General features: G+C 47.0%; 19 protein-coding genes. 14 read left to right on the top strand and 5 right to left on the bottom strand.

The genetic code is table 11. The features are described from left to right. Nucleotides 1–55: 55 nt before the first annotated feature. On the bottom strand, nucleotides 56–1102 hold the full coding sequence (locus ACO0K1_RS01220) for a putative 2-aminoethylphosphonate ABC transporter substrate-binding protein (protein WP_423021997.1): 1047 nt from the start codon (nucleotides 1100–1102) through the stop codon (nucleotides 56–58). 237 nt (nucleotides 1103–1339) lie between these two features. On the opposite strand from ACO0K1_RS01220, the gene ACO0K1_RS01225 reads away from it, so the two are divergent. From ACO0K1_RS01225 to ACO0K1_RS01245, 5 genes are all read left to right on the top strand, one after another. Continuing rightward, nucleotides 1340–2026, top strand: a complete 687-nt coding sequence (locus tag ACO0K1_RS01225) for a phosphonate utilization associated transcriptional regulator (RefSeq protein ID WP_423021998.1) — start codon at nucleotides 1340–1342, stop codon at nucleotides 2024–2026. A gap of 84 nt (nucleotides 2027–2110) precedes the next feature. Beyond that, a complete protein-coding gene (gene phnA, locus ACO0K1_RS01230) occupies nucleotides 2111–3343 on the top strand; it encodes a phosphonoacetate hydrolase (protein ID WP_423021999.1) in 1233 nt (410 codons plus the stop codon). Between the two features lie 134 nt (nucleotides 3344–3477). After that, nucleotides 3478–4890 carry a phosphonoacetaldehyde dehydrogenase gene (gene phnY, locus ACO0K1_RS01235; RefSeq protein WP_423022072.1) on the top strand — a complete coding sequence of 471 codons (1413 nt, stop codon included), beginning with the start codon at nucleotides 3478–3480 and terminating at the stop codon, nucleotides 4888–4890. Beyond that, nucleotides 4887–5480, top strand: coding sequence for a phosphonate degradation HD-domain oxygenase (locus tag ACO0K1_RS01240; protein WP_423022000.1), 594 nt, complete (start codon nucleotides 4887–4889; stop codon nucleotides 5478–5480). Before phnY ends, ACO0K1_RS01240 begins: the two co-directional genes overlap by 4 nt. Before the next feature lie 46 nt (nucleotides 5481–5526). Further along, the gene (locus tag ACO0K1_RS01245) at nucleotides 5527–6915 is read left to right on the top strand and encodes an FAD-dependent oxidoreductase (protein ID WP_423022001.1); all 1389 of its coding nucleotides are present in this window, start codon (nucleotides 5527–5529) and stop codon (nucleotides 6913–6915) included. A 521-nt stretch (nucleotides 6916–7436) separates the two neighbouring features. On the opposite strand, the gene ACO0K1_RS01250 is transcribed toward ACO0K1_RS01245, so the two are convergent. Further along, nucleotides 7437–9251, bottom strand: a complete 1815-nt coding sequence (locus ACO0K1_RS01250; protein WP_423022002.1) for a DUF885 domain-containing protein — start codon at nucleotides 9249–9251, stop codon at nucleotides 7437–7439. A 262-nt stretch (nucleotides 9252–9513) separates the two neighbouring features. Here ACO0K1_RS01250 and ACO0K1_RS01255 point away from each other — a divergent pair, with 262 nt between their 5' ends. The 8 genes from ACO0K1_RS01255 to ACO0K1_RS01290 all read left to right on the top strand — a co-directional run bounded on the left by ACO0K1_RS01255 (nucleotide 9514) and on the right by ACO0K1_RS01290 (nucleotide 19689). After that, nucleotides 9514–10650: a methyltransferase gene (locus tag ACO0K1_RS01255; protein ID WP_423022003.1), complete on the top strand. Its 1137-nt coding sequence runs from the start codon at nucleotides 9514–9516 to the stop codon at nucleotides 10648–10650. A 178-nt stretch (nucleotides 10651–10828) separates the two neighbouring features. Further along, nucleotides 10829–11041, top strand: a complete 213-nt coding sequence (locus tag ACO0K1_RS01260; protein WP_422993493.1) for a hypothetical protein — start codon at nucleotides 10829–10831, stop codon at nucleotides 11039–11041. A 290-nt stretch (nucleotides 11042–11331) separates the two neighbouring features. Continuing rightward, nucleotides 11332–12312 carry a bifunctional riboflavin kinase/FAD synthetase gene (locus ACO0K1_RS01265; RefSeq protein ID WP_423022004.1) on the top strand — a complete coding sequence of 327 codons (981 nt, stop codon included), beginning with the start codon at nucleotides 11332–11334 and terminating at the stop codon, nucleotides 12310–12312. Nucleotides 12313–12361: 49 nt separating this feature from the next. Further along, the gene (ileS, locus tag ACO0K1_RS01270) at nucleotides 12362–15226 is read left to right on the top strand and encodes an isoleucine--tRNA ligase (RefSeq protein WP_423022005.1); all 2865 of its coding nucleotides are present in this window, start codon (nucleotides 12362–12364) and stop codon (nucleotides 15224–15226) included. Between the two features lie 206 nt (nucleotides 15227–15432). Continuing rightward, nucleotides 15433–15951 carry a signal peptidase II gene (gene lspA / locus ACO0K1_RS01275; RefSeq protein ID WP_423022006.1) on the top strand — a complete coding sequence of 173 codons (519 nt, stop codon included), beginning with the start codon at nucleotides 15433–15435 and terminating at the stop codon, nucleotides 15949–15951. An 18-nt stretch (nucleotides 15952–15969) separates the two neighbouring features. Next, the gene (coaBC, locus tag ACO0K1_RS01280; RefSeq protein WP_423022073.1) at nucleotides 15970–17172 is read left to right on the top strand and encodes a bifunctional phosphopantothenoylcysteine decarboxylase/phosphopantothenate--cysteine ligase CoaBC; all 1203 of its coding nucleotides are present in this window, start codon (nucleotides 15970–15972) and stop codon (nucleotides 17170–17172) included. A gap of 60 nt (nucleotides 17173–17232) precedes the next feature. Then, nucleotides 17233–17682: a dUTP diphosphatase gene (gene dut / locus ACO0K1_RS01285; RefSeq protein ID WP_423022007.1), complete on the top strand. Its 450-nt coding sequence runs from the start codon at nucleotides 17233–17235 to the stop codon at nucleotides 17680–17682. A gap of 342 nt (nucleotides 17683–18024) precedes the next feature. Then, the gene (locus tag ACO0K1_RS01290; RefSeq protein WP_423022008.1) at nucleotides 18025–19689 is read left to right on the top strand and encodes a SulP family inorganic anion transporter; all 1665 of its coding nucleotides are present in this window, start codon (nucleotides 18025–18027) and stop codon (nucleotides 19687–19689) included. Nucleotides 19690–19800: 111 nt separating this feature from the next. Here the strand turns inward: ACO0K1_RS01290 and ACO0K1_RS01295 are convergent, their stop codons facing one another. From ACO0K1_RS01295 to clpS, 3 genes are all read right to left on the bottom strand, one after another. Beyond that, on the bottom strand, nucleotides 19801–20079 hold the full coding sequence (locus tag ACO0K1_RS01295) for a hypothetical protein (RefSeq protein WP_423022009.1): 279 nt from the start codon (nucleotides 20077–20079) through the stop codon (nucleotides 19801–19803). A gap of 77 nt (nucleotides 20080–20156) precedes the next feature. After that, a complete protein-coding gene (gene clpA, locus ACO0K1_RS01300; protein ID WP_423022010.1) occupies nucleotides 20157–22457 on the bottom strand; it encodes an ATP-dependent Clp protease ATP-binding subunit ClpA in 2301 nt (766 codons plus the stop codon). Next, nucleotides 22454–22762, bottom strand: a complete 309-nt coding sequence (clpS, locus tag ACO0K1_RS01305) for an ATP-dependent Clp protease adapter ClpS (RefSeq protein ID WP_423022011.1) — start codon at nucleotides 22760–22762, stop codon at nucleotides 22454–22456. The genes clpA and clpS overlap by 4 nt, the downstream gene beginning before the upstream one ends. 398 nt (nucleotides 22763–23160) lie before the next feature. Between clpS and ACO0K1_RS01310 the strand changes: the two genes are divergently transcribed. Further along, nucleotides 23161–23364: a cold-shock protein gene (locus ACO0K1_RS01310; RefSeq protein WP_110257373.1), complete on the top strand. Its 204-nt coding sequence runs from the start codon at nucleotides 23161–23163 to the stop codon at nucleotides 23362–23364. The last annotated feature ends 2 nt before the right edge of the window (nucleotides 23365–23366 follow it).

Below are 23366 nucleotides of genomic sequence, written 5' to 3' on the forward strand. Positions count from 1 at the left end.
TTGCCTGCCACTATTGATGCTTAACCACATAAAACTACCGCTAGCGAGTTATGGCTTATGGCTTAGGTTCTGCCTTGCTGTTGTAACGATTGTTCCACTCAGTCAAAATACGTTCACGATTTTTTGCGGCCCAGCTAAAATCATTCTTGACCAGCATTTTTTCGTAGCCGTCTGGAATACCTTCAAGCTTCTTCGCCAAGCCTGGGTACGCAACGATTGCCCACCAGTTCGTACTGATTTGGTTTGATTCTTTACTTGCCATCCAGTCGGCTAATTTTTGTGCTGCCTCCAGGTTTTTAGTACCCTTCATGATGCCCGTTGCTTCAATATCCCAACCCAGACCTTCTTTAGGGAAAATCATTTCAATTGGAGCGCCACTACGCATGACTTGGTGCGCACGGAATTCAAAAGAAATACCAATCGGGAATTCGCCAGAACCAGCTTGCTTGCATGGCTTGGAACCAGAATGCGTGTACTGCGCGATGTTTTCATGCAAACCATCCATGTATTTCCAACCTGCTGCCTCACCCATATTTTGCAACCATGCACTCACGTCCAGATAGCCAGTGCCACTGGATGCTGGATGCGGCATACTGATTTTGCCTTTGTAGATAGGATTAAGCAGGTCTTTCCAGCTTTCTGGCTTTGGCAGGTTTTGCTTTTTAGCTTCCACTGTGTTGAAGCAAATTGCGGCACCCCATACGTCCATACCAACCCATGATGGTGGTTGTGCGCTATCAGAATAAGCTGCTGTCAATTCTTTGAAACCCTTTGGTTGATAAGGTGTCAACATGCCCTCTTGCTTCAACAGCACCAGGCTCGTTGCAGCCAAACCCAGTACCACGTCCGCTTGCGGATTGCTTTTTTCAGCCAGCAACTTGGAAGTCACTACGCCAGTGGAATCACGCACCCAGCGAATTTCGATATTTGGATTAGCTTTTTCAAACCCATCTTTATACAACTTCATCGCATCGGTTTCGATAGCGGTATAGACCAACAAAGTTGTTTTGTTGTCTGCATGCACTGCACCAGACATCAACATAGATCCTGCAACCAGCGTAGCAGAACACATTTTCAAAAAAAGCTTACGTGAAGGGTTCATCGCGATTCTCTTTCCTGTCATAAAAATTTTGATTCTCTCTTCCAGGCAACTTATGTCCCTTGAGAGACCACTTTTTCCTGCACCATCAACACACCGTTACTACAACAACACCGGACGAATAGTAGGTTTGATTTATGACAAGATCATTACATTGTAGATTGTATTTTGTATTTTGTTGACAATCCGTAGCTGCTTGATTTACATTACAACCATCGATCAGAACAACGAGCTATGGCCATGCAAAAAACGACAAAGTCTTCCGGACTCATTCAACAAGCCTCTCTTTCCACACTTGCGCAAATTGAAATTGAACGCATGATCCTGGCAGGAGAAATCAGCTCTGGCACCAAACTCAATGAGGCCTCACTGGCAGAAATGCTGGGCGTTTCACGTGGCCCTGTGCGCGAAGCGTTTCGTTCACTGGAGGAAAACGGTCTCGTCAGACAAGAAAAGAATTGTGGCGTTTATGTACGACAAATTTCTATTGAAGAAGCGGATGAGATTTACGAAATTCGCGAAGCGCTGGATGAGTTGGTCGGTCGAAAATTAGCCAAGACAATTACGCAAACACAACTCAAAGAATTGCGTAGCATGGTCGATAAAATGGAAAAATTGGCGGAAAAGAAAAATGTTTCCTCCTACTCTTTACTGAATCTGGAATTCCACGATGTTCTGGTAAAAATGACAGGGAACGAAAAATTACTGAACACGTATCGCCGCCTGGTCAAGGAACTTAATTTGTACCGCCGCAATGCGCTCGAGCAACAAGGCACCCTGCCCATATCGATCCATGAACACAGAGAAATCGTTGAATTGATTGCCGCTGGCAATGTAGATGCCGCCGGAAACATGATGCGTCAGCACGTTATCGATAGTCGCCAACGTATGCATAAAGCGCACAAGCCCTCAGAAATAGTGAACTAACGCCGAAGTGACGATGAGGTCGGTATCACGCAACCTCGCCCAGCAGCCTATTAAAAAACAGTTGCATCAACCTGTAGGAATTTTATGTCAGTAAAAGAAATCAGCGTCAATGGTCGTAGCTACCAATGGATGCAACAACCTGTAGTGATCGTGTGCATAGACGGTTGCGAGCAGGAGTACATCAATCAAGCAATACAAGCGGGGGTTGCGCCTTTTTTTAAAAAAATGGGTGAACAAGGCACCGTATTGACGGGCGATTGCGTAGTACCAAGCTTTACCAATCCGAATAACCTGTCAATCGTGACCGGGGTTCCTCCTTCAGTGCACGGCATCTGCGGCAACTATTTCCTGGATACTGAAACGAATACTGAAGTCATGATGAATGATGCCAAGTATTTGCGCGCAGAAACGATCCTTGCTGCCTTCTCAAAAGCAGGCGCTAAACTGGCCGTTGTCACAGCCAAAGATAAATTACGTAGTTTGCTCGGTCATCAAATGCAAGGCATTTGCTTCTCGGCCGAAAAAGCGAATCAAGCTAATCTTGCTGACAATGGTATAGAAAACGTGCTTGAACTTGTTGGCATGGAATTGCCGTCTGTCTATAGCGCCGAGTTGTCCGAATTCGTCTTCGCCGCAGGCGTCAAATTGCTAGAAAAAGAACGTCCAGATCTGATGTATTTATCGACCACCGATTACATTCAACATAAATTTGCCCCTGGAACAGCCGGAGCAAATTCTTTTTACGCCATGATGGACCGCTATTTAAGTCAACTCGATGATTTGGGGGCAGTTATCGCAGTGACCGCCGATCATGGCATGAATGCCAAGACAGATGCCTGCGGTAATGCGAACGTCATTTATTTACAAGATGAACTCGATCAGCACTTTGGCGTCGGCAGTACCCGCGTGATTTTGCCTATTACTGATCCCTACATTATTCACCATGGCGCGCTTGGTTCGTATGCCACGATCTACATTAACGACCACAACCAAGCTGACGGCATTCAACAACACTTACGTAATATGCATGACTTAGAGGAAGTGTTAACGCGCGCAGAAGCGAGCGCGCGTTTTGAACTTCCAGCAGATCGTATTGGTGATGTCGTCGTCGTCAGTCAACGTCTGGTCGTGGTCGGTACCAGCAGTCACCGCCATGATTTATCGGAACTCAAACTACCATTGCGCTCACATGGCGGCATTTCAGAACAAGCCGTACCAGTGATGCTCAACCGTAAAACGCAATCGCTGCCTGCCGGTCATCGGCTACGTAATTTTGACGTATTGCATCTGGCGTTGAATTTGGTTGAAAACACATAACACATTAAAGCACCAGGCCTGACATGCCTGGTGTTTTCATTTTCCCGGAGAGTAGTGTGAAGTTAATTCAAGATTTTAAGGCAATCTTAGTAGCAGCCCAACATGGACAGCCAGCATCGGCCTTACATCAACCTATGCGCATTGCTGGCAAACTGGTCAATAATGATCGGCGCATTGAGGTTTTTAATCCCTACACCAATACCTTACTGGGGTCCATCGCCAAAGCGACAGTGGAAGATGTAAAAGGCGCATTTCAACAAGCCAAAGCGTACAAATCCACACTGACACGCTATCAACGCAATCAAATTTTGCTGCGCGTCAGTCAGTTACTGCGTGAAAACGCTGATGTCATTTCCGATTTAATCACTGCTGAATCCGGTCTCTGCAAAAAAGATACGATGTATGAGGTAGGACGCGCCTGTGATGTGTTCTTGTTTGCGGCGAACCAAACGCTGGTCGATGATGGTCAGGTGTTTTCCTGTGATCTGACGCCACATGGTAAGCAACGTAAAGTATTTACTTTGCGTGAGCCCTTACTAGGCGCGATATCTGCAATTACGCCATTCAACCATCCATTAAATCAAGTGGCGCATAAAGTCGCACCATCGATTGCAACCAATAATCGCATGGTATTAAAACCGTCTGAAAAGACACCATTTTCTGCGCTTTTACTCGCAGATATCTTATATGAAGCGGGTTTGCCGCCAGAGATGTTTTCTGTCATCACTGGCGACCCGCGTGAAATCGCTGATGAGATGTTGACCAATGCCGATATGGATCTGGTGACCTTTACCGGTGGCGTACAAATCGGCAAATACATCGCTGGCAAAGCCGTCTACAAACGTCAGGTACTGGAACTAGGTGGCAATGACCCCTTAATCGTGATGGAAGATGCCGATCTGGAAGAAGCGGCAACACTGGCGGTATCGGGCTCTTATAAAAATTCCGGCCAACGCTGCGCGGCAGTCAAGCGCATGATCGTGCATGAAGCGGTTGCTGATGAGTTTGTCCGCTTGCTTACTGAAAAAACGAAGGCGATCAAATACGGCAACCCGATGGATGGCAACACAGACATGGGTACGGTGATTGACGAAGCGGCAGCGATCAGTTTTGAACAAAAGGTAAATGATGCGATCAAGTGCGGCGCGCAACTCATTGTTGGCAACATCCGCGAAGGCGCATTGTACTTACCGACGGTCTTAGATCACGTACCTTACAATTGCACCTTAGTGGCAGAAGAAACGTTTGGCCCGGTGTCACCTGTGATCCGTTGCAGAGATATTGACGATGCAATCCGCATTTCTAACTCGACGCCATACGGTTTGTCATCCGCTGTTTGCACCAACCGGCTCGACTACATCACCCGCTTTGTTGCTGAGTTGGAAGTCGGTACCGTGAATGTGCGTGAGGTGCCAGGTTACCGCCTTGAATTGACGCCGTTTGGTGGCATCAAAGATTCCGGCCTTGGTTACAAAGAAGGTGTTTTAGAAGCGATGAAAAGCTTCTGTAATACCAAAACTTACTCTTTGCCGTGGGATGGAAAATGACGCAGGCATCCAACGTCAACATTGCCGACATCATCGCGTTATTTGAACGTCGCGGCGACGAACAATATGACGGCGAACCTGTCACGCAATTACAGCACGCATTGCAATCTGCGGCATTAGCAGAAGAAGCTGGCGCCAGCGATGAATTAATCGTTGCTGCCTTATTACACGACATTGGGCATTTATTGCACGATATCGGCCCTACGCCCACCAGCTTTGGCAAGGACGATGTACACCAATACCGTTGCTTGCCCTACATGCGCTTTTTGTTTGGTGACGCGGTTCTGGAACCAATTAAATTGCACGTCGACGCCAAGCGTTATTTATGCGCGGTCGAACCTGCCTATTACAACAGTTTATCTGCAGACTCTAAGCGCAGCTTGGCTTTGCAAGGCGGCGTTTTCAATCGAGAACAAGCGGATGAGTTTATCAACCGAGCATTTGCAGCAGATGCAATCGCACTTCGCCGCTGGGACGATGCTGCAAAATCTGCGACAAAGCAGACTCCGGATTTTATCTACTTCGCCACGCACATGGAAAATGCTGAACTGATTCATCGTCAATCTGACGCACATCGACAAACGGCCTAAATTAAAGAACTAAAGAACTAAAGACATAAAGAGAAGAATAAATCTCATGCGACCATTCTGGATAGAACAAGCCTTAATGCAGGACGGAGAACTCGCTCCCGCCTTACAAGGAAAGCATACTAGCGACATTTGCATCATCGGCGGCGGCTTTACTGGTTTGTGGACAGCCATTCAAACCAAGCAACAAAATCCCGCTCTCGGCATTAGCGTCCTGGAGCAAGACTTATGTGGCGCAGGCGCCAGCGGCCGCAATGGCGGCTGCGTGCTCACATGGTCAGCGAAATTTTTTACATTGCTTCGCTTATTTGGTGAAGCAGAAGCTGTACGCCTGGTGAAAGCATCGGAAGATGCAGTCCAACACATTGCCGATTTCTGCCGTGACCAAGGCATCAATGCAGATTTACGCATGGACGGTACGCTCTACACGGCAACAAATGCTGCGCAAGCAGGTAGCATGGATGCGGTGATGCAGGCATTAAATAGCGTTGGACTAGATTCATATCGCCATTTACCGCCAGAAGAAGTCGCCAAACGCAGCGGTTCGACATTGAATATACAAGGTGTTTTTTCGCCTTACGCCGCCACAGTGGACCCTGGCAAACTGGTTCGTGGATTGCGCAAAGTGGCGCTTAATATGGGTATCGCCATTTTTGAGCGCACACCGATGATATCCTTCACACCGGGTTCTACGGTGACTATCAAGACACCTACCGGCGTCATGCAGGCCGGAAAAATGGTGCTGGCAATGAACGCCTGGATGGCGAGTTTTTTCCCGCAATTTGAGCGCAGTATCGCGGTGGTGTCGAGCGACATGATCATTACCGAGAAATGTCCTGAGCTGTTAAAACAAATAGGCCTGACGAATGGTATTTCAGTGTTGGACTCGAGAACCTTTGTCTACTACTACCGCAATACGAGCGATGGACGTTTGATGCTCGGCAAAGGTGGCAATACCTTTGCATGGCGCAATCAGATTGCTCCTGCATTTGATCGCCCTTCTGTGTATCAAGATCAACTGACACAAAGCCTGCATCGCTTCTTTCCGGTCTTACAAGATGTTCCCGTGACGGCAAGCTGGAATGGCCCCTCTGACCGCTCCGCGACTGGCTTTCCATTTTTTGGAAAACTCCATGGTGCCGGGAATATTTTTTACGGTTTTGGCTATTCAGGTAATGGTGTAGGCCCCAGCTATATGGGCGGGCAGATTTTGTCTTCACTCCTGCTGGAGCAAGACAATTTCTGGACCCGCAGCCCATTGGTCAAAGGGCCGCTGGGCCACTTCCCACCTGAACCTATACGCTACATCGGAGCCCACGTCGTACGTAATGCGATTCGACGTAAGGAGCAAGCAGAAGACGACAATCGCCAGCCTTGGATGATAGATAAATTACTAAGTCGCTTTGCCAATGCAGCAGGGAAAGCGGATAAGGGGTGAGGTTTTTGAAGTTATGGAGGGGGGGGAAACCGTGCGGCTCGCACGGCATATTGATTCGTCGGGTTGCGCGCGTCCTACGGATAGCTCGTGATCGTTGCAATATCGCTTTTGCCCGTCACCGCTTTAGACAAAGCAATTTGTGCTTCACAGAAAATGGAAAAGAAAGCGTCGCTGTCTGAGCGTAGCGAGTTTCGACGCTTTCCCATTTTTTGTGATGCACAAATTGTGCCGACACGCAGTGACGGCACCCGCAGGGCAAAGTCTCAGCGTCGCCTTTCTTTTGCTTACTTTGCTTTGGCGAAGCAAAGAAAAGTAAGTGGCTGCCGGGCCACCCCCGGCTTGGCGCCACGAAGAGTGATCGCATTACACATTAAAAACGACGCAAAAATGAGAAAACAAAAAGGACATCAGCACTGACTTGGATAGCAGTATCTACCAAACAAGATCCGAATACTCCCATCTACCGCAAGCGGGAGAAAGATTCAACAGCTAGCAATATGCCGCTTTGCTTACTTAAATAATTACTTCGCTTCCCCACTCAACATCATACTTTTAATCATCCCCACCGGAGCACTACCATAGCTCAAGAACTGCTCATGGAATTGCTTCAGCTTGAACTTAGCACCCTGCTGTTTCTTGAGCTGCTCACGCAAATCAAGGATTTCACTGAATCCGCTGAAATAGCTCGCCAATTGCACCGATGAATATTGCACGCGCTGCCACTTACCATCAGCTTCGGCCTGGGTCTGGAACGCCTGATTGATCAACATATCTTTGGCTTCGGCTTCGCTCATCCCCAACACATGCACGCTGTAATCGAGGATGGTATTGCAGACGGTACGCAAGTTCCATTTGTAATACATCAACCACATTTCTGGTGAATTTTCACCATAACCAGATTCCAGCATCATGCGTTCACTATAGACCGCCCAGCCTTCGATCATGGCGCCATTACCAAACAAAGTTTTAATCACAGAAGGCGATTGATTGGCGTGTTGCAATTGTGTGTAGTGGCCAGGAATCGCTTCATGGATACACAAGATCTGTAATACCCAGTGGTTATATTCACGCAACGTACTTTCTATTTTTTCCGCTGACTGCCCATCGAATGGACTGACATTAAAATAGGTATTGTCGTGCGGACGGAAAATGCCCGGTGCTTCGATCGAGGCAATGGTGACGCCGCGTTCGTATTCTGGAGTCTCACGAACGATCAACGGCTTCTTCGTATCTAGCGATAACAGATCATGATCTTTAATCCATTTTTCCAATACTGGTAATTGCTGACGGATCGCCGGAAATAAGTCTTCCCCTTTGATATGTTGTTCCGATAATTTCGCAATCACCATCGCAATTTTTTTAGCACGATCCTCTGGCTTAGGCTGATCGCCCATAGTTTTAGTCCACAGTTGATCGGCCAATTTCTCCATATTGCGGTGGGCTTCATCTTTTGCGGCCAGTGCGCGTTGATAAGTTTGTTCTGCGGTCAATGAAGAGCGGATATCGGCTTTGAATTTACCTTCATATAAATCTTTGCCGATACGGAAAGAACGCGCGGTTTCTGGTGTCAGATTTTTTGCAGTATCGGTTAAAAATGCGACGTAATCATTGACTGCATCACGTGCTTTTTTTAAACCAGAACCCAAAGCTTGTTTCTCATGTGCCGTCAATTTCTCTTTCGCGGCAGCCTTCTCTAATTCCGATAACAGAGAAATCGCGCCAGCACTTTGACGTATCGCCAATTGCGTATGTTCCATCGTTGGCGCATGGATACTCGCTTTCGCTGCTGCATAATAGGCAGGAACAGCTTGTAGACGCTGTATGGCAATTTTGACGCGCTTAGATTTAGGCGCAAAATCGGTATTCAGAATGGCATCAAAACCACCGGCAATATTGTGCTGAGTAGGATTCCACTCGAACTCGCGGAACTGAGTCAGGTACCAGCGTGTACCCTCGAGATAGTTGCGCATCAAAACGAGATCAGTCTGTTCGTTCACGGGCAGCGCTTTCACATCCACTTTTTCCAGACGAGCCAACCAACGATCAGCAAACGCCAGATATTGATCGCGCCCCGCCTGATCGGGAATAGTAAGTTGCGCTGCGTCATCGTATTTGCCGGCTGCCATCGCCATATCCGGATCTTGCTTCCACAGTGCATTTACAAATTCTTGCTTCACGTCTGCAAATGCTTTTGAGCCTTTAGTCGCTTTTGTGCTGGCCGCAGAAGATAAAACTGCTGTATCTGCTTTTGCGGAGTTTTCAGCAAAACTCAATGGCGCAACGAAAGAAGAAGATATCAAAGCAGCAATGGCTGCACGAAGGAGATGTTTTTGCATAGTTTTCCAGAAATTGTCAGGCGTCTGATAATAAACGAGTAGAAATAAGGAACTAATATATTTGGACAGTGAGCCTAACATAAGCGCGAAAAACCCAAAATCCCTTTAGATATAAACAATTTATTATTCGGTAATAAGGACAGATTTTTGTCAAAGACCTGCCATATCAGCAAAAATCCGGCGATTTCTTTGTTACACTCCGTGCTTAATAAGAACATCACCCAACTCGCCACACAGATACGGCGACCACTATAAGAAAATCATGAATTCCCCCTCCCCGCAATTGCACTGGATAGAAAACGACGAAGCCCGCTCATGCCGCTGGCATGCAGAAAACGGCGCGCCACCTCCAAAGCGGGTACAGATCGCGGATGACAGGATGAATACGGAAACCGCCTACAAACTGGCGTGTGAAGGAACTGCCTTGCTATGGCGTGGCGATTTTCATAACGGCAAGCAATTATTGCAATCGCTGGCACGGCGCATTGACAAAAAACCCTCCAACAAGAAAGCAAAAGTGCCAACCAGTGCTAGCGAGGCGTTTCACTTGCACCGACAAGCACAATCACAACGCGCTCGCGTACTGGCGATGGTATTGATTCCATTTGAAGCCGATTACAGTATTTCTTTACGCCGTGCACCGGACGTCAAACTCGCCTGCACTGAAGTCTATGGCGAGCCAAAAGATGCGTTTGTAGCGTCTTTGCGTGAGTTGTTGGGTTTGATTGGTGCGCATGAGTGGCGTAAAAATGGCGTGACGATTAAAGCACTGGATGCAAAAATTCATCCTTATTACGGCGTGTTTTCGCCGGTACGTGGTGAATACATTGATTTGCTCGCAAAAGCACCCTTGCCTTCGACTGAGCTTGCTTTTGATATCGGCGTTGGTACTGGTGTTTTGTCAGCCGTACTGGCGAAGCGTGGTGTCAAAAAAATTATCGCCACAGATCAAGACCTGCGCGCGCTTTCCTGCGCCAAAGAGAATTTAGACAATCTCGGCTATAGCGAACAAGTTACTTTGCAGGAAGCTGACTTGTTTCCAGCAGGTCGAGCTCCATTGGTCGTATGTAACCCGCCATGGGTGCCTGCACGTCCCAACTCACCGATAGAATATGCGGTGTATGACCCCGATAGTCAAATGTTGAAAAGCTTTTTAGCTGGCGTTGCTGACCATATGGAACCACATGGCGAAGCCTGGCTGATCATGTCGGACTTTGCACAACATTTAGGCTTACGTACTGCAGAAGAGTTTTTCAGCTGGATTGATGCTGGTGGACTGACGGTGATTGGCAAACTGGACATTAAACCGCAGCATCCAAAGTCAACCGACGCCACAGACCCATTGCATGCAGCGCGGGTCAAAGAACTGACTTCGCTATGGCGTCTAAAGCTGAAGTAATGCTTTAAAATTGAACCTTATTGAACCTTATTGAACCTTATTGAACCTTATTGAACCTTATTGAACCTTATTGAACCTTATTGAACCTTATTGAACCTTATTGAACCTTATTGAGCTTTACTTACTGGCGCAGTCGATCATTTTTGCGCCAGCTATTTTTATTTTGAATTGATTTACCATGAACAAACCAGCCCGTATCCTGACCTTTAAATGCAAAAAATGCAGCAAATCCGTGCAAGTGTTTTTGCAAAAAGTGTCCGCCTGCTCCCATATTCAACCGTACCAGGGCATTTGCACCTGTGGCGAAGTAATGAAACATGCTACTGGCAATAAAGATGCAGTAGAGTCGTTTCTGAGTTCTGACAGCGTGACGTGGTCGCACCATCATTAATTATTGCAATTTAATCAATCATCAGGACGTCAATAAATCATTGCTTTTTATTACTAAAAATTGGAATCGAGTCGTCACTAGCTCGTCACAAGCGCATCACAAGTTCATAACACCCTGATAACAGGCTTAATAAAATCGCAAATCTGCCCCTTATTTGCTGCGATATCAATACAGATATGCGCAAACCAAGGATGAGAATGCGTTTTTTAAAGCAGAATTGAAGCCAGACTGGGGCTATTCAGAGCGAAAGCATTTATAATCTACTGCTTTGCAGCAGTTTTCTGGAAACAATGAAGGTATTTCGCGGACTCCCCAATGCAGCCTCCCGTGCACCCTGTGCGCTGGCGATAGGCAATTTTGACGGTGTACATCTGGGGCACCAGACGTTGCTCGCCCATTTACGCGCTGCAGCAGACCGCCTGGGGCTCGAATCAGCTGTCATGACCTTTGAGCCGCATCCACGTGCTTTTTTTGCAAAACTGGCTGGCAACCTGGCGCTGGCGCCTAGCCGCATCGCGAATTTACGGGACAATTTGTCATCACTAAAACGTGCTGGCGTTGACCGCGTAATCGTTGAGCACTTCAATGCCCATTTCGCTTCTTTGACGCCGCAAGAGTTTATCCAGCAAGTATTGGTCGATGGCCTCCATGTGAAATGGCTGATGGTCGGCGAAGATTTTTGCTTCGGGGCAAAACGCGCTGGCAGCATTGCGACCCTGGAAGAAGCGGGCAAACAGCTTGGTTTTGAAGTCGTTACTTTGCCAGCAGTGCAAAACAAAGGCGTCAGAATTTCATCCTCCGCAGTACGAACCGCGCTTGCTGCGGGTGATTTTGCAGAAGCCAATGACTTGCTCGGACATCCCTATAAAATTTCGGGCCACGTTATCCATGGTCAAAAGTTAGGACGCACTATCGGATTCCCGACCCTGAATCTGCGTATCGCGCATCATCGCCCGGCGTTGACAGGTATTTTTATCGTGCAGGTTCACGGGCTTTCAGAACAAGCAATGCCAGCGGTCGCCAGTCTGGGCGTTCGCCCTACGGTCGATGATAGCGGACGTGTGTTATTGGAAACCCATGTCTTCGACTATCAAGGCAATGCGTATGGAAAAGTCGTGCAAATCGAGTTCTTAAAGAAATTGCGCGATGAAGAAAAATACAGCGATCTGGCGACCTTAACAGCAGCAATCGATAACGATGCTGCACAAGCGCGTGCTTATTTCGCGGCAACAGCCCGCATACCAGCCAGCAACGCCACCGACCGAATTTGAAGAGACACATTGCAGTTTCTTCTCCCTCTATTTTTAAAGAAAATTCATCATGTCTGAAAATAAAACAGCCAAAGCTGCGAACAAATACCCGGTCAATATGACCGAAACACCTTTCCCCATGCGTGGCGATCTGGCAAAACGCGAGCCAAAATGGGTCAAAGAATGGCAAGAAAAAAATATCTACCAACGTATTCGCAAAGCCAGTGCTGGCCGTCCAAAATTTATTCTGCATGATGGCCCACCGTATGCCAATGGCGATATTCATATCGGCCATGCAGTTAACAAAATTCTGAAAGACATGATCATCAAAGCCCGCAGCATGGCAGGCTTTGATGCACCGTACGTACCAGGCTGGGATTGCCACGGTATGCCGATCGAGATCCAGATCGAAAAACTGTTCGGTAAAAATCTGCCAGTCAATGAAGTGCAGTCCAAAGCACGTGCGTATGCCGAAGAACAGATCCTCCGTCAAAAAGCTGACTTCATCCGTCTGGGTGTATTGGGTGAATGGGACAATCCATACAAAACCATGAACTTCAGCAATGAAGCGGATGAATTACGCGCACTCGGTCAATTGCTGGAAAAAGGTTATGTGTATCGCGGTTTAAAACCAGTCAACTGGTGTTTTGACTGCGGCTCCGCCTTGGCGGAAGCGGAAGTTGAATACGAAAACAAACGTGATCCATCGATCGACGTGGGTTTTCCATTTGCTGAACACGACAAGCTGGCAGCGGCGTTCAAATTAGACAAACTGCCGCATGACAAGGGTTTCTGCGTGATCTGGACCACGACACCGTGGACCATCCCGTCAAACCAGGCGTTGAACATGCATCCCGAAATCACCTATGCGCTGGTAGAAACCACGCGTGATGGTGCGCCTTTGTTGTTGATCATGGCGCACGATCTGGTTGAAAGTAGCCTGGCGAAATATGAACTCGAAGGCAAAGTCATTGCGACCTGCCTCGGCGCGGCTCTGTCTGAAATCAAATTCAAACATCCTTTTGCAGCATTGGATGCTGGCTACGATCGTTTTTCTCCGGTCTACATGGGCGACTACGTGACGCTCGACAGCGGTACCGGCGTCGTTCATTCGGCACCAGCCTACGGTATCGAAGATTTTCAATCATGCAAAGCGCATGGCATGAAAGACGATGACATCATCGCGCCAGTGATGGGGGATGGTAAGTTTGCGTCTACACTACCATTCTTCGCCGGCATGACGATCTGGGAAGCATCCAAGCCAATTTGCGATAAATTGCGCGAAGCGGGTGCTTTGTTCTCATTGAAAATGTTTGACCACAGCTACATGCACTGCTGGCGTCATAAAACACCGATTATCTATCGCGCGACATCACAATGGTTCGCGAGTATGGACAACATCCCTAACGATGGTGCCACCAGCTTGCGTGAAACCGCGCTCAAAGCGATTGATGAAACAGCCTTCTTCCCAAGCTGGGGTAAAGCACGCTTGCACGGCATGATTGCGAATCGTCCTGACTGGACTTTGTCACGTCAGCGTCAATGGGGCGTACCGATGGCCTTCTTCTTACATAAAGAAACCGGCCAATTACATCCACGCACACCAGAATTGCTGGAAATCATCGCCAAACGTATCGAAGTCGAAGGCATCGAAGCCTGGCATAAAATCGAAGCCGCCGATTTATTAGGCGATGAAGCGCCGATGTATGTCAAAAACCGCGATACGCTGGACGTCTGGTTTGATTCTGGTGTGACGCACAAAACCGTTCTGCGCGGCTCACATAAAGCGCAATCTGCTTACCCGGCAGATCTGTATCTGGAAGGTTCTGACCAACATCGCGGCTGGTTCCATTCATCATTGCTGACCGCATCGATGTTGGACGGTCATGCGCCTTACAAAGCGTTGCTGACGCACGGTTTTGTGGTCGATGGCGAAGGCAAGAAAATGTCCAAATCCAAGGGCAATGTCGTCGCGCCACAGAAGATTTCTGACACATTGGGCGCTGACATCCTGCGCTTGTGGGTTGCCTCTACGGATTACTCCGGCGAATTGTCGATCTCGGATGAAATTCTGAAACGAGTGACGGAATCGTATCGTCGTATCCGTAACACTTTGCGTTTCTTGTTAGCGAACACCTCTGATTTCGATATCAACAAAGATGCGGTGGCGATCGCTGACATGCTGGAAATTGATCGCTATGCGATTGCGAACATGGCTGTATTGCAAAGCGAAGTACTTGCTCACTACCAACAGTTTGAATTCCATCCCGTGGTCAGCAAGCTGCAATCGTATTGCTCCGAAGATCTGGGTGGCTTTTACCTCGATATTCTGAAAGATCGTTTGTATACCAGCGGTACCACATCAACTGCGCGACGCTCCGCACAAACCGCGATCTGGCATATCACTCAGGCATTGTTGCGCTTGATGGCACCAATGTTGTCGTTCACTGCTGAAGAAGCATGGCAATTCTTTGCCACTGCTGAAGCATATAGCGCCAGCGATGAAACTATTTTCACGCAAACTTACTATGCGTTGCCTGAGATTGAAGCAAGTACAGCACTGCTGGAAAAATTCGCGGCCTTGCGCGCCGTCCGTAACGACGTGACCAAGCAATTGGAAGAAGTACGCGTTGCTGGTGGCATTGGTTCATCCCTGCAAGCCGAAGTAGTGATCAAAGCAAGTGGCGCTAAGTTTGACGTATTGAACAGCTTTGCCGATGATTTGAAGTTCGCATTGATTACCTCGGCTGCAAGTGTTGAACAAGTAACTGATGAGACAACCGAAGCCGTGGTAGTAACACCGTCCAAATATGAAAAATGCGAGCGTTGCTGGCATTATCGTGCGGATGTCGGCAGCCACGCAGACCATAGCGGTTTGTGCGGTCGCTGCGTCAGCAATTTGTTTGGTGCTGGCGAAACACGTCGCTTTGCATAATTCGGTCAGCAGACCTACACTGTCGTTGCACTTAGAAAAGACCGGAATACTAGCCGGTCTTTTCTATTAGAAGCAGAAATATGGCTATTAGGGATATTAGTGCTAGCAGGGCAAATAGTGCTTCTGGTGCAAACGAAACATACTAGACATACTAGACATACTAGACATATAAGATTTAGCGATTTATCTATTTTTACTTAAAACTCATGGCAACCAAAAAACGTTCTAATTTTTCTGCAGGCTCCGGCTCTTCACGCTCCACATTAATACCGTGGTTAGGCTTGGCAGCGATTGTGATTTTGCTCGACCAAATCAGTAAAATCACGATCACAAAGTTATTCGCCTATGCAGAATCCATGAGCGTGACGTCGTTCTTTAATCTGGTTTTGGTTTATAACAAAGGGGCTGCGTTTAGCTTTCTGGCGACGGAGTCAGGATGGCAGCGTTATGTATTCACAGCACTTGGTTTGATTGCAGCGGCATACATCACTTATCTCTTGAGCCGCCATAGCAGCCAGAAGTTGTTTTGCTGGGCATTATCATTGATTATGGGCGGTGCTTTGGGTAATGTGATTGACCGTCTGATGTATGGTCACGTGATTGATTTTCTGGATTTCCATTATCAGGACGTTTATCACTTTCCCGCCTTTAACCTGGCTGATAGCGCAATCTGTCTTGGTGCTGCATTGTTTATCCTGGATGAATTGCGCCGCGTCAAAAAATAAGGAGCGTTAATCATGAGTCTGCGTCTGGCTGGTAAAAAAATCGTGCTCGGATTAACTGGCGGTGTCGCCTGTTATAAGATTGCTGAGCTCACGCGGTCTCTTGGCAAAGCTGGAGCGACCGTACAAGTGGTAATGACACAAGCGGCAACGCAATTCATTACGCCTGTGACCATGCAAGCCATTTCTGGTAATACTGTGTTCACTGACCAATGGGATGCGCGGATACACAATAACATGCCGCATATTGATCTGACGCGCGATGCAGATGCGATCGTTATTGCGCCTTGCAGTACCAATTTTATGTTCAAGCTCGCGCACGGTGCTTGCGACGACTTGCTTTCTACTTTATGTATTGCGAGACCAGCCCATATTCCTTTGCTGATCGCTCCCGCAATGAATGTGGAAATGTGGCAAAACCCAGCGACCCAACGTAACGTCGCACAACTCAAAGCAGACAATATTCGCGTCATGGGACCCGCTGCGGGCGATCAAGCGTGTGGCGAAACCGGCATGGGTAGAATGTTAGAGCCGGCGCAATTGCTGACTGAAATTATTGCATCATTTCAAGCAAAATCACTTGCCGGAAAACGTTTATTGATCACGGCCGGCCCGACCTTTGAACCGATTGATCCGGTTCGCGGCATCACCAATTTATCGTCTGGAAAAATGGGCTACGCCATCGCAGAAGCAGCATGGGAAGCTGGCGCACAGGTGACGTTAATCTCTGGGCCAACCGCACTTGCACAGCCCTATGGCGTGCAACGTATTGAGGTGCAAACTGCACAACAAATGTATGATGCCGTGATGACTTCACTCAATACGAAAAGCCAGGACGCCTTCGTTGCGGTAGCAGCAGTGGCTGATTGGCGCGTGGCGAATGCCAGCAATCAAAAAATCAAAAAGACCTGCGACAGCGATACACCGCAGTTAGAGTTCGCACAAAATCCCGACATTCTGGCGTTGGTTGCGGCATTACCTGATGCACCGTATTGCGTTGGTTTTGCGGCTGAGTCAGAAAATTTGCTGCAATATGGCGCGGCCAAACGCGCGAAGAAAAACATTCCGCTCCTGGTCGGTAATATCGGCCACCAAACTTTCGGCAAAGACGACAACGAGCTGATCTTATTTGATGTTCATGGGCATCAGGCATTGGGACGCGCTGACAAGAAAACCCTGGCTGGCAAGTTAGTATCAGAAATTGCATCCAGAATAAAAAAATAATAGCGCGGTATTGTTGAGCGCGATATCAACTCTTTCTCCAAACTCCTGTTTGAATTTATTATGAAAAAAATTGACCTTAAAGTTCTCGATCCACGCATGCAAGACCAATTGCCAGCCTACGGCACACCTGGCAGCGCCGGATTGGATCTGCGCGCCTGCATCGATGCGCCAATCACAATAAAACCTGGTGAAACCGTGCTTATTCCAACTGGATTAGCGATCCACATTGGCGACCCTGCGTATGCGGCGATGATTTTGCCACGCAGCGGCATGGGTCATAAACACGGTATCGTTTTAGGTAATTTGGTTGGATTGATTGATTCTGATTATCAAGGTCAATTAATGGTATCGACCTGGAATCGTGGCCAAAACGATTTCGTTTTAAATCCGATGGAACGGCTGGCTCAGTTGATCATCGTTCCAGTACTTCAAGTTGGCTTTAATATTGTCGAAGAATTTGGTGATAGCGAACGCGGTGAAGGTGGCTTTGGCAGCACTGGCAAACATTGAACCTTCAAAAATTCATTACGTTGCTACAGATTTCATGAATAAAAATAAATTTGAATTTATTTCTGTTCGTTGAAATTGGTTGAATTAGGTTGAAGTTGGTTGATATGGGTTGATATGGGTTGATATGGGTTGATATGGGTTGATATTGATCAATATTTATTAATAACCACCCTAAATAATCAGATTTAATATACTCCCCTTCTTTTTTTAATCTTTAGCTTTAAAAGCATTGATAAGTATAGGTATTAAAAAATACATAGGGGGAGTATGCGTAAGCTGCATCCTACTGACACACCAGATCTTTAATCTGCTCGCATCGACACCAGAAAGGTGACAACATTTATGGAACTCAGATGGTCGGGCTTTCGGTTTCAGATGCCGAAATTGAGCGCACAAGACTTAGTTGCAGGCTTATCTATTGCTGGCTTATTGCTGCCGGAAGCCGTTGCCTATTCGAGCATCGGTAACCTGCCGCCACAAGCGGGTGTGCTCGCCCTGTTTGCAGGTTTGTTGTGTTATGGATTGCTGGGCAGTAGCCGCTTCGCCATCGTCTCAGCAACCTCTTCCTCCGCAGCGGTGATGGCTGCTGCAACGGCCTCAATGGCAAATGGCGACCCGCAACACCGAATGGCATTAGCTTTCGGCCTGATCATACTCAGCGGAACTTTTTTCATCATTGCCAGTATCGCCAAAATTGGTAGCGTCTCAGAATTCATCGCTAAACCAGTATTACGCGGATTTGCGTTTGCGTTGGCACTGACGATTACCATTAAGCAATTCGCTAAAATTGTTGAAGTGCATTCTGTCGAAACAAATTTTATTTACTACGTTGCAGATATTCTTTCGCAAAACTCTCACTGGAACATCAGCGGCATCTTTGTTGCTATTGTTGCATTGATTTTGCTATTTTCGCTGGCACGTTTTCCTAAAATCCCTGGCGGCTTGATCACGATTGCAATAGGTATTCTCGCGGGTAAATATCTACATCTGGAGCAATATGGTGTGCATTTGGTTGGCAACATGCAATTACAATTACCAACACCTGGCCTACCTATCCTCGCGCACAATGAATGGATGAGGCTTGGGGAATTAGCATTAGCGATGGTAATGATCCTGTATGCAGAATCGTATAGTTCAATTCGCACCTACGCACTGAAACACGGGGACCAGACGGCTGCCAATCGGGATTTGTTTGCGTTCGGCGTCAGCAATATTGTCTCTGGCTTATTCCATGGCATGCCGGTCGGAGCCGGTTACTCGGCAACATCCGCTAATGAGGCGGCCGGTGCTCAATCAAAACTCGCTGGTTGGTGTGCTGCGCTAACCGTATTAGTCATGGTCTGGTACTTACTGCCATTAATTGAGCTTATTCCTGAGCCCGTACTTGCCGCCATCGTGATTCATGCAGTATCACATTCATTAAGTTTGTATGCCTTTAAACCTTACGTTGTTTGGCGCAGTGACGTGATTGTCGTGCTCGTAGCCATTACTGGCGTCGTTATATTTGGCGTACTCGATGGATTACTGTCTGCAATTGCCATTAGTATTGCACTGATGTTACGGCGTATAGCGAGCGCCACGGTCTCAGTACTCGGTCGACTCGGTAACAGTCACGATTTCATCAGCATGCAGAAACATCCGGAGGCTAAATCTATTACCGGTGTGATTATTTTCAGGCCAGAATCACCGATGTTTTTTGCGAATGCGGAGCGTATTACAACTGAAATTCGAAATGGCATCAATGCAGCTGATACAAGCGTCCACAGCTTCGTTATTAGTCTGGAAGAATCCTACGACCTTGATAGTTCAAGTCTGCAAGCCCTTGCCGATTTAGCCAATCTGGTCGCCAGCCAGCAGCGGCAGCTTTTGTTTGCACGACTCAAAGATCAAGTTCAGGATAATTTAGATAAAGGTGTCGCATTGGGTTTAATGCCACCGTATGCGTCGGGCCTCAGCGTCGATGATACTGTCGCCATGGCGATCACAAAGACCCACACAGCAGGCTAAAAATTAACGAAAAAAATCCCCATTTGAACTAATGGGGATTTTTTTACGTTTTTTTTGCGTTTTTTTCTGTGTTTTTTTTACTGCGTTTTTTTTGTTGCGTATATTTCCGCACTACTTCTTCGTCTTACGACTACGTCCAGCCGACTCTCTTAAGATGGTGTAATTCCATTCGTCTTCATGTTCGCCAGAATCTAAGGCGACACGAACACGAAAAAAGTCATCATCACCCGGAATTCTGCGTCCGATCCCAGTATGTTTTTTTTCAACATCTCTGCGATCGTACACATCGACTTCGACTTCTTTTCCCTCTAACGCAGCAGGAGAAAGCAATGAATTGACCGTCTTCACGGTATATTCAAGGACATATAACGGCATCGTCAGACCAGTCATGCTTCCTCCCTTACTTCCAAAAACATCCGGTCAGTAACGTCTTTTTATGTCTTGCAACGTATCTGATAGCGACAAAATTATTCGACTTCGACGATTTCCTGTGACGCTTCCGGAGGCGCAGCATCACCTTCTGAAAACTCTAACTTAATCAAATCTTTATGGTCCAGATCAACGATGACACGACCACCGGACACCAATCGACCGAACAGCAACTCATCTGCCAGTGCTTTGCGAATCATGTCTTGAATCAGGCGTGCCATAGGGCGAGCACCCATCAACGGATCAAAACCTTTTTTCGCAAGGAACTTACGCAAATGATCGGTAAATGTCGCCTCGACTTTTTTCTCATGCAATTGTTCTTCGAGTTGCATGAGAAATTTATCGACAACCCGCAAGATAATCTCTTCATCCAAGGCGCGGAAGCTGATGATGGCGTCAAGGCGATTTCGGAACTCTGGCGTAAACATACGCTTAATATCCGCCATTTCATCACCGGCTTCTTTACTATCATTGAAGCCAATCGAACGTTTTTGCAGGCTTTCTGCGCCAGCATTCGTCGTCATAATGATGATCACATTGCGGAAATCGGATTTACGCCCATTGTTATCAGTCAACGTACCGTGATCCATCACCTGCAACAGGATGTTGAATACATCCGGATGGGCTTTTTCAATTTCGTCCAGAAGTAGGACTGCATGTGGTTTCTTGGTAATTGCCTCAGTCAGCAAACCACCTTGATCAAACCCAACATAGCCTGGTGGCGCACCGATCAGACGACTCACCGCATGGCGTTCCATGTATTCAGACATGTCAAAACGAATTAACTCGATACCCAAAGTGAACGCGAGCTGTTTAGCGACTTCCGTTTTACCAACGCCAGTCGGACCAGAGAACAAGAAGGAACCAATCGGCTTATCCGTTTTACCTAAACCAGCACGTGCCATTTTGATAGCCGATGCCAATGCGTCAATCGCAGGTTCCTGACCAAATACGACATTTTTCAAATCACGATCAATGGTCTGTAATTTGCTGCGATCATCCTGATTAACCGTTTGTGGCGGAATACGGGCGATTTTGGAAATGATATCTTCGATATCTGCCTTGCCAATGGTTTTCTTTTGCTTAGACTTCGGCAAAATACGTTGAGCAGCACCGGCCTCATCAATCACATCGATGGCTTTATCTGGCAAATGTCGGTCATTGATAAAGCGCGCCGACAGCTCTGCTGCAGTGGTCAATGCAGAAGCGGAGTATTTAACGTTATGATGTTCTTCAAACTTTGCCTTTAGGCCACGCAAAATTTGCACAGTCTGCTCGACGGTAGGTTCGTTCACATCAATTTTTTGGAAGCGACGTGACAAAGCATGATCTTTTTCGAACACGCCACGGTATTCAGTATAAGTCGTCGCACCAATGCATTTCAATTGGCCGCTGGACAAAGCAGGCTTCAACAAATTGGACGCATCCAACGTGCCGCCAGAAGCAGAACCGGCACCGATGATGGTGTGGATTTCATCGATAAACAAAATGCCATTCGGCGTATCTTTGAGCTGCTTGAGCACACCTTTTAAGCGCAACTCAAAATCGCCGCGATATTTCGTGCCCGCCAACAAAGCGCCCATATCCAGCGAGTAAACAACCGCCGTTTGTAGAATTTCAGGAACATCGCCTTCGGTAATGCGCAAAGCCAAGCCTTCTGCGATGGCAGTCTTACCAACGCCAGCTTCACCGACGAGCAAAGGATTATTTTTACGACGACGACATAAAATCTGAATCACGCGTTCCACTTCGCTATCACGACCAATCAAGGGATCGATCTTGCCTTCAGCGGCTTGTTTATTCAGATTTTGGGTAAATTGGTCGAGCGGACTTTCTTTGGATTGTGCATCCGCATGCGCCTCATCACTACCCTCTGGTGATTTTTGCGGTTCATTCAGGTTATCTTTACGCACACCATGCGAAATAAAATTCACCACATCGAGACGCGTGACACCTTGCTGATGGAGATAATAGACCGCATGAGAATCTTTTTCGCCAAAGATCGCCACCAACACATTGGCGCCAGTCACTTCTTTTTTACCATTAGAAGAGGACTGTACATGCATAATCGCGCGTTGAATAACACGTTGGAATCCTAGTGTGGGCTGGGTATCAACTTCGCTGGTACCCGACACAGTAGGCGTGTTATCGGTAATAAAATTACCCAATGTTTTGCGCAAATCATCAATATTCACGGCGCAGGCCCGCATCACCTCAGCTGCAGAGGGATTATCGAGCAGCGCGAGCAATAAATGCTCTACCGTAATAAATTCATAACGAGCTTGTCGTGCCTCAACAAAGGCCATGTGCAAACTGACTTCTAATTCTTGCGCAATCATACTTCCTCCATCACACATTGCAGGGGATGTCCTGCCTTACGAGCGTGTGTCAAAACGAGTTCAACTTTAGTCAGTGCAATATCTTTAGAATATACGCCACAAATGCCTTTGCCGTCCCGGTGAACTTTAAGCATGATCTGCATTGCAGTTTCACGGTCTTTGTTAAAGTATTCCTGGACAATCGCAACGACAAACTCCATGGGACTATAGTCATCGTTTAATAAAATTACCTGGTACATTGATGGTGGCTTCAGCTTTTGTGCCTGACGCTCCAATATCGTACCGTTTTCATGCTTGTTTCCCATACGTCTATTCTAGTACGTTGATTCAATCCAGAGGCAAATAATAAACGAATAAAATAGCCTTATTTCGTCATTCATCAGATGTTACCCTCTTTCATGACTTTTCACAGATGGTGATCATTTACGATAGATCAAGCTTTAAACTCAAAGTCTATTTTGTGTTGCGCAATTCGAACCAAAATTGACCCAATTTTACGAAATTTAATTAAAAATACAACAATATAACGGACCCCAGAAAAAGTTTCTTGACTTTAGTTTTTTTTCCGCCAAGAATGATATTTATTGACAGCATTAGTGGTTTTTAGTCAATAAGAAGGGGGCAAGTTAAGGGAAAGCTGGCATGTCGTTAGTTTTCTTGCTTTTACGGCTCGTGTGATTAGTTTCTAATTGAAAGATGCATTATGGCAACAGGTACCGTCAAGTGGTTCAATGATTCCAAAGGCTTTGGCTTTATCACTCCGGACGACGGTGGTGAGGATTTGTTCGCCCACTTTTCCGCAATCCAAATGAACGGCTTCAAGACTCTGAAAGAAGGTCAAAAAGTGTCGTTCGAAGTCACGCAAGGCCCTAAAGGCAAGCAAGCTTCTAACATTCAAAACCCTTAATA

Origin of the sequence: Undibacterium sp. SXout20W (genome assembly GCF_049340285.1) — a bacterium.
Classification (GTDB): domain Bacteria; phylum Pseudomonadota; class Gammaproteobacteria; order Burkholderiales; family Burkholderiaceae_D; genus Undibacterium.